This is a genomic window from Rhizobium sp. H4 (genome assembly GCF_003013335.1).
Taxonomy (GTDB): domain Bacteria; phylum Pseudomonadota; class Alphaproteobacteria; order Rhizobiales; family Rhizobiaceae; genus Rhizobium; species Rhizobium sophoriradicis.
Window position 1 is genome coordinate 217695 of sequence record NZ_PSOW01000006.1, and the last position, 9975, is coordinate 227669.

Below are 9975 nucleotides of genomic sequence, written 5' to 3' on the forward strand. Positions count from 1 at the left end.
AAACCGGCCCCAGCCACGATCGCGACCTTCCTGTTTGCCGCCGATCGACATAGAAAGAAGGGATGAGCAACCTCTTCGACAGCGATTCGCCGACCAACCTTGCCGAATATTCGGTTTCGGAGCTTTCCGGCTCGATCAAGCGCACCGTCGAGACGGCCTTCGACCAGGTTCGCGTGCGTGGCGAAATCTCAGGCTATCGTGGGCCGCACTCCTCGGGCCATGCCTATTTCGCGCTGAAGGACGATCGCGCCCGCATCGATGCCGTCATCTGGAAGACCACCTTTTCGCGGTTGAAATTCCGTCCGGAAGAGGGCATGGAAGTGATCGCCACCGGCAAGGTCACCACCTTTCCGGGCTCCTCCAAATATCAGATCGTCATCGAGACGCTGGAGCCGGCCGGCGCCGGCGCGCTGATGGCGCTGATCGAAGAGCGCAAACGCAAGCTCGGCGCCGAGGGCCTGTTCGATGCCGCCCGCAAGAAGCGGCTGCCCTTCATGCCCAAGGTGATCGGTGTCGTCACCTCGCCGACCGGCGCCGTGATCCGCGATATTCTGCACCGCATCTCCGATCGTTTTCCAGTGCATGTCCTCGTCTGGCCGGTCAAGGTCCAGGGGGACGGGGCCGGCGAAGAGGTGGCGAACGCCATCCGGGGATTCAATGCACTGGAGCCGGGAGATGCGATTGCCCGTCCCGACGTGCTGATCGTGGCGCGTGGCGGTGGCAGCCTGGAAGACCTCTGGAGCTTCAACGATGAGATCGTCGTGCGCGCCGCGGCCGAAAGCCGGATTCCGCTGATCTCGGCGGTCGGTCACGAGACCGACTGGACGCTGATCGACTATGCCGCCGATATCCGCGCCCCGACGCCGACCGGTGCTGCGGAAATGGCGGTGCCCGTCAGGGCGGAGCTCGAGGCGCAGCTTGCGGCTGTTGCCGCCCGCCTGCAGGGCTGCATGAACCGGCAGATGGATCAGCGCCGCCAGTCCGTCCGTGCCCTGATGCGGGCATTGCCGTCGCTCGATCAGCTTCTCGCTTTGCCGCGCCGTCGCTTCGACGAGGCAGCCGCCGGGCTTGGCCGCGGACTGGCGCTCAACACCATCAACAAGCGGCGCGGTTTCGAGCGTGTCGCCTCGCATCTGCGCCCCGACGTGCTTTCCAACCGCATCGCCGAACGCCGCCAGACGCTGAACGAGCGCATGGCGCGGGCCGAACGCACCGTGGAGCGGCTGCTCGACCGCTCCAAATCGCGCATCGATCGCGCCGAAGCCATCCTCGCCTCACTGCCGGCGCGGTTGAAGACACAGACGGATCGCGGCCGCGAGCGCCTGGGCAATTTGACCCGCCATGCCGATACGGCAATCCGCCATCAGCTGACGCGCGCCCGCGCCGAGCTTTCCGCGCAGGATCGGGTGCTGCAGTCGCTCTCCTATAAGAATGTGCTGAAGCGCGGCTATGCCGTCATCCGCGATGAGGATGACAGGCCGGTCTCGCAGGCCGCGGCTCTCTCCGCCGGCATGGGAATCGCCATCGAATTCGCCGATGGCCGCGTCGGCGCGATGACCACGGAAGGCGGCGCCCCACCTGCCGGCGCCAAGAAGCGCAGCGCCAAACTCGCAGAGCCGCCAAAGCAGGGAAGTCTGTTCTGACGATGCGAATCCTGCTGATGCTTGCCCATCCGCTGCCGGAGAGTTTTGCCGCCTCGGTGGCGCGGACGGCTCGCGAAGCCTTGGAAGGCTCCGGCCATGTCGTCGATCTGCTTGACCTCTACGCCGAGGATTTCGATCCGCGCCTGTCCGAGGCCGAGCGCCGCGGATATTTCGCCACGCCCTACGATACGTCGGCCGTCGCCGATATCGTTGCCCGGCTGCAGTCGGCCGACGGTCTCATCCTCGTCTTTCCGCAGTGGTGGTTCAATTTCCCGGCCATTCTGAAGGGGTTCTTCGATCGCATCTTCGCGCCGGGTGTGGCCTTCACGCATGATGCCGGCGGCGGCCGCATCGTGCCTCAGCTCACCAATATCAGGCTGCTTTATGCGCTGACGACGACGGGCTCGCCCTGGTGGCTGGTGCATCTCTATATGGGCAACCCCGTCCGCCGCCTGCTGAAGCGCGGTATCGCCAATTTCTGCTCCAGGAAAGTCGTCTTTCGCATGCTGAGTCTGCACGACATGGATCGCGTCACCGAGGCCAGGCGCAAGGCGCATCTGGAGCGCGTCCGCAAGGCACTTTCCGCCGTTTGATTATTCGAAATCCGACAGGAATTTCTTGAGCAGCCGGTCGAACTCGGCCTTTTCCTCGGCTGTCAGATTGCGGGTCAAGCGCTGCTGGTTGGCGACATGGGTACCGACCGCCTCTTCGACGGTCGCAAGCCCCTTTTCGGTCAACGCGATCAGCACGCTGCGCCTGTCCTCCGGATTGAGGATGCGCTCGACGAAGCCGGCTTTCTCCAGCTGGTCGATCCGATTGGTCATGGTGCCGGAGCTGACCATCGTCATCTCCAGAAGCTCGCCCGGCGAGAGCCGGTGAGGGGCGCCGGAGCGGCGAAGCGTGGCCAGCACATCGAAAGCTGAGGTCGAAAGCCCGTGCTGCATGAGCACGGTTTCCACTTCACGGCCGAGATGGGTGCCGAGACGCTTCAGGCGCCCGAGAATGCCCATCGGTTCGACATCGAGGTCCGGCCGCTCGCGTCGCCATTGCGCCAGGATCCTGTCGACATGATCTTGCTTCTCTTCACTCATGCCACATCGATATCAGCAAGTATCTTGACGTCAAGATAAATTTCCCTATCTTAAATTTATCTTGACGTAGAGATTCTTGATATGAAGACAAATTCGCGATATCTCGCCGATGTGCTGATCACCGCCATCGCTCCGGCCATCTGGGGCAGCACCTATTTCGTCACCACATCCTTCCTGCCGCATGGCTATCCGCTGACTGTTGCGATGCTGCGCGCCCTGCCCGCAGGCCTGCTTCTGCTGCTCGTCGTCCGTAAGCTGCCGACCGGTGTCTGGTGGGGCCGCGCCTTCATTCTCGGCGCCCTCAACTTCTCGTTCTTCTGGGCGATGCTCTTCGTCTCGGCCTACCGTTTGCCGGGAGGAGTGGCGGCCACGGTCGGCGCCGTGCAGCCGCTGATCGTCATTGCCTTGTCGCGCCTTTTCCTCGGCAAGCCGATCCGCTTCCTCGCCGTCATCGCCGGCCTGATCGGCATGTCAGGCGTGGCGCTGTTGGTGCTGACGCCGAATGCGGCGCTCGATCCGGTCGGCATTGCCGCCGGCCTCGCCGGCGCGGTGTCCATGGCCTTCGGCACGGTCTTGAGCCGCCACTGGCAGCCGCCCGTTTCAAACCTGACCTTCACTTCATGGCAATTGACCGCTGGCGGCATCCTGCTCGTGCCCGTTGCCTTCCTGTTGGAGCCGGCGCTTCCCGTGCCGACGCCAGCCAATATTCTTGGGATCGCCTATCTCGGCCTGATCGGCGCCGCCTTCACCTATCTGCTTTGGTTTCGCGGCTTATCGCGCATCGAGCCGTCGGCCGCGGCATCGCTCGGCTTCCTCAGTCCCGTTGTCGCGACCCTGCTCGGCTGGCTGGCGCTCGGCCAAAGCCTGACGCCAACCCAGCTTGCCGGGTTTGCCATGGTATTGATCAGCGTTTGGCTCAGTCAGCGGAGCCTGATGCCGAAGGCGGGTGTCGTTACGCCCACTCGCCCTGCCGCATCACCGCAACCCGCGATCCGTCAGGCTTGACGCCGTCGATATCGACCTTGTCAGAGCCGATCATCCAGTCGATATGGATGAGGCTGGAATTGCCGCCCTGCGCCTTGATCTGCTCCTGGCTCAATGTCGCGCCATCGAGGAAGCACTTGGAATAGCACTGGCCGAGTGCGATGTGGCAGGAGGCGTTTTCGTCGAACAGCGTGTTGTAGAACAGGATGCCGCTCGCCGAGATCGGCGAGGAATGCGGCACGAGCGCCACTTCGCCGAGGCGGCGCGCGCCTTCGTCGGTATCGAGCACCTTGTTCAGCACTTCTTCGCCGCGTGACGCCTTGGCCTCGACGATGCGCCCGCCCTCGAAGCGCACCTGGATATTGTCGATCAGCGTGCCCTGGTGCGAAAGCGGCTTGGTGCTCGAAACATGGCCTTCGACGCGCAGCGCATGCGGCGTGGTGAAGACCTCCTCGGTCGGGATATTCGGATTGCAGGTAATGCCGTTCTTGGCGGTGGAAGCGCCGCCATGCCATTCGTGCCCGTCGGCGAGACAGACGGTCAGGTCGGTGCCCGGTCCCTTGAAATGCAGCGAGGCGAAGCGCTCGCCGTTCAGCCAGGCGGAGCGCTTGGCGAGATTGGCATTGTGTTCGGCCCAGGCAGCGATGGGATCGTCCAAATCGACGCGCGAGGCGGCAAAGATCGCCTTGGCGAGCTTGGCGATCGCGATTGTTTCAGGATCGTCAGGGAAGACCACCTTGGCCCATGACGGATTGGGATAGGAAACGATGTTCCAATTGATGTCGAAATTGGCGATCTTCTCCAGCGCCGGCTTGTAGGCGGTGGAGTTGGCGCGATTGGCCCGGCCGACCTTGCCGGCGTCCTGCTCAGACAGCAGCAAAGGATTGTCGCCGGCAACCGCAAGACGGGCCGCACCATTGGCATAGGCCTTGGCCATGCCCTCATAAAGCCAGTCGGAGGCGCGGTCGAAACTCTCGTCGCTGCCGTACTGATAGCGCGAAAGCGTCGTTTCCTCGTCGGAATAAAAGGTGCTCACCAGCCCGACGCCGGCCTGATAGGCGTGCTTGGTGATGAGGCGCACGAGCGGCAGCGCCACGACCGGCGCGGTGATCACCAGATCCTGGCCCTTCTGCAGCTGAAGGCCGACCTTGACGGCAACTTCCGCAAGCTTCTCCAGCTTGGCGGGATCAACGGTGTTCTGGGTCTGGGGCATGAAATTCATGGTGCAACCTGCCTCTTGTCGTCGACGGTGGGAGGCTGGAAGACTTAGACCCGTTTGCGGCGAAATTGAAGCGTGCCACATCCGAATTGATGGCGGCCGGGTGCTTATCCGGCCGCCTGGCGCGCTTCAAGCGGCAGCGGGCAGCCTGAGCAGGATCGAGTTATGTTTCTCGAGGAACTCCGTCAGCCGTTGCGGATAGTCCTCGCCGACTGCGTCCCGAACGCTTGCCCGCGCCGACAGCGCCTTGCGCCAGCGCTTGACCCGGTCGAGTCCGTCGAAGATGCCGCCGTCGCCGAGCGCATCGAAGAGATCGAAATAGCGGAAGACCGGTGCGAAGACGGCGTCGACCAGGCTGAAGCTGCTGCCGGCGAAATAGGGTCCGTCCGCCAATGCGTCCTCGATCGTTGCGAATTTGGCGGCAAGCGCCTTGCGCTTGATCTCCAGCTGCGCCGCATCCTGCGCCGTCTCATAGCCCCAGAGATCGGAAAGCACCGACGAACCGAACTCCATCCAGCCGCGATGGCGGGCGCGGGTCAGCGGATCGGCCGGATGCAGGGCGGCGCCCGCCTGCGTTTCCTCCAGATATTCGCAGATGACGCTGCTCTCGAACAGGATGGCCTCACTGCCGTCTTCCTCCTCGATCCTCAGCAACGGCACCTTGCCGAGCGGCGAGATCTTCAGGAACCAATCCGGTTTATCGGCAAGATCGATGTTGATGCGTTCAAACTCCACGCTCTTTTCGACCAGCGTGATGGCCGCGCGCTGCACATAGGGGCAGAGGTGATGGCTGATGAGGGTAAGCCTGCTCATGAAAATCTCCTGGCGCTTTATGGAAGGGACCGTTGTCGCAAATTGCATGCAAATGCATCTAATATCGCTTGCAGCGAAATTCAAGATAGATGTAATTGCATTTATGTCCGAAAAGATGTTCAAGCCGAGCGAAGCCGTCATCTTAGCCTGGACGCGCATCATGCGCGCTCGCGAGCGCCTGCTCGGCGCAATCGAGGCCGATCTGAAAGCGGCCGGCATGCCGCCGCTTGCCTGGTACGACGTGTTATGGGAACTGGCGCGCTCGCAATCCGGCAGGCTGCGTCCCTACGAGATAGAAGAGCGGACGCTGCTGACGCAGTATAATCTTTCCCGTCTGCTCGACCGGCTGGAAAGGGAGGACCTGATCCGACGCGAGGTCTTCGCCGAAGACGGGCGAGGTCGCTGGATCGTCATTACCGAAGCCGGGCGTCAGCTCCGCGAGCGCATGTGGGTTGTCTATGCCAGATCGATCGAGACCCATGTGGGCGGCAAGCTAGCCGAAAGCGAGGCGAGGTCGATCGCCAGCCTGCTCGACCGCTTTCTGTGATGTATCTCATCAGGAAGTATGCGGCGGTTCGGCGCCATGCCCTGATCAGGCGATCAGCGGCGCGGCAACGGCCTTCAGCGCCTTCAACGCCTCCTTCGGATCGAGCCGCAACTGCAGTCCGCGCTGACCGCCATTGATGTAGACGAGCGGTTCGGCCAAGGCAGCCTGCTCGATCGCGATCGGCACGGTCTTCTTCTGGCCGAAGGGGCTGATGCCGCCGACATGGTAGCCCGTCAGCCGCTCGGCATCGGCAGGCTTCATCATATTGGCCGACTTGCCGCGGAATGCGCCCGCAAGCTTCTTCATGCTGACCTCGCGATCCGACGGCACGACGACACAGACCGGTTTGCCGTCCACCTCCGCCATTAGCGTTTTCAACACCCGATGCGGGGCCTCGCCCAAAGCCTCCGCCGCCTGCAGTCCGACGCGCTCGGCGCCGGGGTCGTAGTCATAGGCATGCACGGTGAAGGCGACGCCCGCCTGGGAAAGAACTTGTGTGGCGCGGGTGGTCTTGGACATGGCTCAGCGCCCGAATGCGCCGGCGTAAATCTCCGGCTTGAAGCCGACGAGCAGCTTGCCCTTTGTCTCCAGCACCGGCCGCTTGATCATCGAAGGCTGGTCGAGCATCAGCGCGATCGCCTTTTCCCGCGTCAGATTCTGACGTTCGGCTTCGGGCAATTTACGGAACGTGGTGCCGGCGCGGTTGAGCACGGTATCGAGGCCGGCTTCGTCGATCCAGGCATCCAGATGGGCGCGGTCGATGCCTGACGCCTTGTAGTCGTGAAACGCACAGGCGACATCATGCGCTTCCAGCCAGCTGCGGGCCTTCTTCATCGTGTCGCAATTCTTGATCCCATAGATGGTGACGGTCATGCCCGCTCGATCTCCCTGTGATGACAGCGGGATAACATGCGTGACGGCCTGCGCAAACGTCGGCCGGCGCTTTATCCCCCAGTGCGTCGATAACCGCCCGGCTCAATTCTCCAGCGCGCCGGCCCTGCGTGACGCCTTGCTGGCGCCGCCGCAGGCGATCTTCATCAGGTCACCGCGCCGCCGCACCAGCCGGTCGGAGGTTCGGGTCAGGATCAGCCCGTCCTGCGGCGCATGCAGGTCGATGCTGCCATCAGGCTGACCCGGCCGGATGATGATCGTCGCGAGAAGTTCTCCTGCCGCAACGCGCTCGCCGATATTGCGATGGAAGAGCACGGCTCCGCCTTCGGGAGCGCGGATGATCTCGACATTGTCGAGCGGCACGGCCGGCCCGGAAAACGCGGCGGCCGTCGTCATCTCGCTCCGGACGATTCCCCGCGCCGAGAGAAACTGCCAGAGCCCGTCCGCATCCCTTCTTGCCAGCGCCGGATCGACATCGCGCTGGCCGCGCAGTTCGACGGTGACCGAAAGTTTGCCGGGCAGCCGCGGTCGGCGCTCCCCGGGAATTTCATATTTCCATGCGAAGCCGACGGCCTCCTCGAAGGCCGAGCTTTCGCCGTCCGAAAGCAGCACGGCTTCCATATCAAGCGCAGCGGCAAGATCGGCCGCCTCCGGCCAGAAGGCTTCGTCAATATAGGCATATTGCAGCGATTCGTCGTCGCAATGCAGGTCGAGGACGAGATCGGCGCCGAGCGCCATATGCAGGAGCTGTCGCTTCAGTCTGTTGGTAGCCGGGTAATCATCGAGGTCCTCGATCAGCGTCGACCGGTCGGCGATGGAGATCAGCGGAAAATCCCGGTTGAAATTGACGCGGGAGTCGAGGTCGAACCGACCCTGCAATTCGCCAAAATGTGATTGTGCCGCGCCGATCGGATTAGCCTGCGGTACGATGGTGATGTCGCCTGCGATCGCGCCTTGGCTTTCCGCCTGCCTCAGCCGTTCGCAGAGGAAATGCAGGAGCGCCGTTCCCGGCAGCTCGCCGGCATGGAGTGCCGCCTGGATATAGGTCTTCGGCGCCTTCGGATCGTGGCCCTTGAAGCGCAGCACCGGCAGCCGCCACTCCGTTCCCGGTGTATCGCCTGGAACGATGATCTCCGAAACGTCCATCTGTCCTTGCTCCGCCCTTGCTGAACCGAATTGATTTCCGAGGTTTACGCGCGGAAATCGCGGAAGCGCAAGGCTTGGTCTGCCGCGTCCTTTCCAAAACGCGACGGCGGATGCGCGGGCGAAGTCGAATATCTGGAACAAAAAAAGAACGCGACACGCAAGAATCGGGTTGAAACAGCGGCAATCCCGTAGGATTTTGGTGAGAATCGAAAACCCGGAGGCTCTGTCATGGCCGAGACGATCCACCACTATCTCATCTTCGAAACCGCAGGTGGTTTCTGCGGCATTGCCTGGAGCGACGCCGGCATCGTCCGTTTCCAGCTGCCGACGAAAACCGCGGAGGCAACCGAGCGGCTGTTGCTGCGCCGTCTGCCCGATGGCTTGCCCGGTGCGCCGACACCTCAAGTGCTTGAGACCGTGGCGGCAGTGAAGCGCTACTTCCAGGGTGAGGAGACGGATTTTTCCGGCGTCGAACTCGATCTTGCCGGCCAGGATGCTTTTTTCAGGCAGATTTATGCGGCGGCAAGGCGCGTCGGCTGGGGCCGCACGACCACCTACGGCGCACTGGCCAAAGAGCTGGGCGCCGGGCCGGAAGCGGCCCGCGACGTCGGCCAGGCGATGGCGAAGAACCCAGTCGCGCTGATCATTCCCTGCCACCGGGTGCTGGCGGCCGGCGGCAAGATCGGCGGCTTCTCCGCTCCCGGCGGTTCGACGTCGAAGACCCGCATGCTGGAGCTCGAAGGCGTCCATCTCGGCCCGCCGCCGCCCGCCCAGCAGTCGCTGGGGTTTTAGGCGGCGGCGTCCTGGAACAGGATGATTTTAGGCCCGGTCCGCCTCACACTTTTCGGCATCATGCTCTAGTCGCAGAATCGATTGTTCAATGCGGGCTCGCCGTCGGCCGGATGATGATCTCGCTGACATCGACATCGTCAGGCTGGCTGACGGCATAGAGGATCGAATTGGCAACGGCCTCGGGGCTGATTGTGATCGCCCTGAAGGCTTTCATGGCGTCGCGCGCGGTCGTGTCGGTGATCGTGTCGGCCAGTTCCGATGTCGTCGTGCCGGGAGAGATGACGGTGACGCGGATGCGATCGGTCTCCTGCCGCAGCCCGTCCGAGATTGCACGGACTGCGAATTTGGTCGCGCAATAGACGGCCGCCGTTGGCGAGACGGCGTGGCCGCCGATCGAAGACAGGTTGATGATCTGCCCGGATCCCTGCGCTTTCATGATCGGCAGCGCGGCCGCGATGCCGTAGAGCACACCCTTGATGTTGACGTCGACCATCCGGTCCCATTCGTCGACTTTCAGGGCCTCGAGCGGCGAGAGCGGCATGACGCCGGCATTGTTGATCATCACATCAAGCCGGCCGAACTCGGATCTGGCAAAGCCTGCAAAGGCGGCAACTTCGGACCGGTCGGTGACGTCAAGCTTTCTGAGACGTATCGTCCCGCCCGTAGCTTCGATGTCGCCGGCGAGCCGCTCCAGGCGCTCGATGCGGCGGGCGCCGATTAGGATGTGGGCACCCGCCGCAGCCAGCACCTTTGCCGCGGCCTCGCCGATGCCGCTGCTGGCGCCGGTAATGGCAATGACGTTTCCTTCGATATCGGACATTTCAAGCTCCATTTTGTCTGTTGAAGTGT

At 63.0% G+C, this 9975-nt stretch carries 11 protein-coding genes and 1 pseudogene; 5 read left to right on the forward strand and 7 right to left on the reverse strand.

Features of this window, described 5'->3' with window-relative positions:
* The first annotated feature begins 62 nt into the window (after positions 1-62).
* Both xseA and C4N04_RS11760 read left to right on the forward strand, forming a co-directional pair.
* Positions 63-1643, forward strand: a complete 1581-nt coding sequence (gene xseA / locus C4N04_RS11755; RefSeq protein ID WP_106796074.1) for an exodeoxyribonuclease VII large subunit — start codon at positions 63-65, stop codon at positions 1641-1643.
* A 2-nt stretch (positions 1644-1645) separates the two neighbouring features.
* Positions 1646-2236 (forward strand): NAD(P)H-dependent oxidoreductase, encoded by a 591-nt coding sequence (locus tag C4N04_RS11760; protein ID WP_096771316.1) that lies wholly within the window; start codon positions 1646-1648, stop codon positions 2234-2236.
* Here the strand turns inward: C4N04_RS11760 and C4N04_RS11765 are convergent, their stop codons facing one another.
* The gene (locus tag C4N04_RS11765) at positions 2237-2734 is read right to left on the reverse strand and encodes a MarR family transcriptional regulator (protein ID WP_106796075.1); all 498 of its coding nucleotides are present in this window, start codon (positions 2732-2734) and stop codon (positions 2237-2239) included.
* Positions 2735-2815: 81 nt separating this feature from the next.
* Between C4N04_RS11765 and C4N04_RS11770 the strand changes: the two genes are divergently transcribed.
* Positions 2816-3739: an EamA family transporter gene (locus C4N04_RS11770; RefSeq protein ID WP_039617389.1), complete on the forward strand. Its 924-nt coding sequence runs from the start codon at positions 2816-2818 to the stop codon at positions 3737-3739.
* Here the strand turns inward: C4N04_RS11770 and C4N04_RS11775 are convergent.
* Together C4N04_RS11775 and C4N04_RS11780 are read right to left on the reverse strand one after the other, a co-directional pair.
* The gene (locus C4N04_RS11775; RefSeq protein ID WP_106796076.1) at positions 3687-4940 is read right to left on the reverse strand and encodes an aminopeptidase; all 1254 of its coding nucleotides are present in this window, start codon (positions 4938-4940) and stop codon (positions 3687-3689) included. The genes C4N04_RS11770 and C4N04_RS11775 overlap by 53 nt on opposite strands.
* 126 nt (positions 4941-5066) lie before the next feature.
* Positions 5067-5808, reverse strand: a pseudogene (locus tag C4N04_RS11780) (glutathione S-transferase family protein).
* Between the two features lie 45 nt (positions 5809-5853).
* Here C4N04_RS11780 and C4N04_RS11785 point away from each other — a divergent pair.
* Complete coding sequence (locus C4N04_RS11785; protein WP_096763109.1) at positions 5854-6297, forward strand: MarR family transcriptional regulator; 444 nt, start codon at positions 5854-5856, stop codon at positions 6295-6297.
* Positions 6298-6342: 45 nt separating this feature from the next.
* Here C4N04_RS11785 and ybaK read toward each other — a convergent pair whose 3' ends face one another.
* The 3 genes from ybaK to C4N04_RS11800 form a co-directional block, all read right to left on the reverse strand.
* A complete protein-coding gene (gene ybaK, locus C4N04_RS11790) occupies positions 6343-6816 on the reverse strand; it encodes a Cys-tRNA(Pro) deacylase (protein WP_077991282.1) in 474 nt (157 codons plus the stop codon).
* Between the two features lie 3 nt (positions 6817-6819).
* The gene (locus C4N04_RS11795; RefSeq protein WP_106796078.1) at positions 6820-7170 is read right to left on the reverse strand and encodes an ArsC family reductase; all 351 of its coding nucleotides are present in this window, start codon (positions 7168-7170) and stop codon (positions 6820-6822) included.
* 102 nt (positions 7171-7272) lie between these two features.
* On the reverse strand, positions 7273-8334 hold the full coding sequence (locus tag C4N04_RS11800; protein ID WP_106796079.1) for a succinylglutamate desuccinylase/aspartoacylase family protein: 1062 nt from the start codon (positions 8332-8334) through the stop codon (positions 7273-7275).
* Positions 8335-8562: 228 nt separating this feature from the next.
* Here C4N04_RS11800 and C4N04_RS11805 point away from each other — a divergent pair, with 228 nt between their 5' ends.
* A complete protein-coding gene (locus C4N04_RS11805) occupies positions 8563-9126 on the forward strand; it encodes a methylated-DNA--[protein]-cysteine S-methyltransferase (RefSeq protein WP_077991279.1) in 564 nt (187 codons plus the stop codon).
* Between the two features lie 85 nt (positions 9127-9211).
* Here C4N04_RS11805 and C4N04_RS11810 read toward each other — a convergent pair whose 3' ends face one another.
* The gene (locus tag C4N04_RS11810; protein WP_077991317.1) at positions 9212-9946 is read right to left on the reverse strand and encodes an SDR family oxidoreductase; all 735 of its coding nucleotides are present in this window, start codon (positions 9944-9946) and stop codon (positions 9212-9214) included.
* Positions 9947-9975: the final 29 nt, after the last annotated feature.

Excerpts from the sequence above, each read along its gene's own strand:
- C4N04_RS11800 (WP_106796079.1), bottom strand. The coding sequence starts at position 8,334 with ATGGACGTTTCGGAGATCATCGTTCCAGGCGATACACCGGGAACGGAG.
- ybaK (WP_077991282.1), bottom strand. The coding sequence starts at position 6,816 with ATGTCCAAGACCACCCGCGCCACACAAGTTCTTTCCCAGGCGGGCGTC.
- C4N04_RS11775 (WP_106796076.1), bottom strand. The coding sequence starts at position 4,940 with ATGAATTTCATGCCCCAGACCCAGAACACCGTTGATCCCGCCAAGCTG.
- C4N04_RS11770 (WP_039617389.1), top strand. The coding sequence starts at position 2,816 with ATGAAGACAAATTCGCGATATCTCGCCGATGTGCTGATCACCGCCATC.
- C4N04_RS11785 (WP_096763109.1), top strand. The coding sequence starts at position 5,854 with ATGTCCGAAAAGATGTTCAAGCCGAGCGAAGCCGTCATCTTAGCCTGG.
- C4N04_RS11760 (WP_096771316.1), top strand. The coding sequence starts at position 1,646 with ATGCGAATCCTGCTGATGCTTGCCCATCCGCTGCCGGAGAGTTTTGCC.
- C4N04_RS11810 (WP_077991317.1), bottom strand. The coding sequence starts at position 9,946 with ATGTCCGATATCGAAGGAAACGTCATTGCCATTACCGGCGCCAGCAGC.
- xseA (WP_106796074.1), top strand. The coding sequence starts at position 63 with ATGAGCAACCTCTTCGACAGCGATTCGCCGACCAACCTTGCCGAATAT.
- C4N04_RS11795 (WP_106796078.1), bottom strand. The coding sequence starts at position 7,170 with ATGACCGTCACCATCTATGGGATCAAGAATTGCGACACGATGAAGAAG.
- C4N04_RS11805 (WP_077991279.1), top strand. The coding sequence starts at position 8,563 with ATGGCCGAGACGATCCACCACTATCTCATCTTCGAAACCGCAGGTGGT.
- C4N04_RS11765 (WP_106796075.1), bottom strand. The coding sequence starts at position 2,734 with ATGAGTGAAGAGAAGCAAGATCATGTCGACAGGATCCTGGCGCAATGG.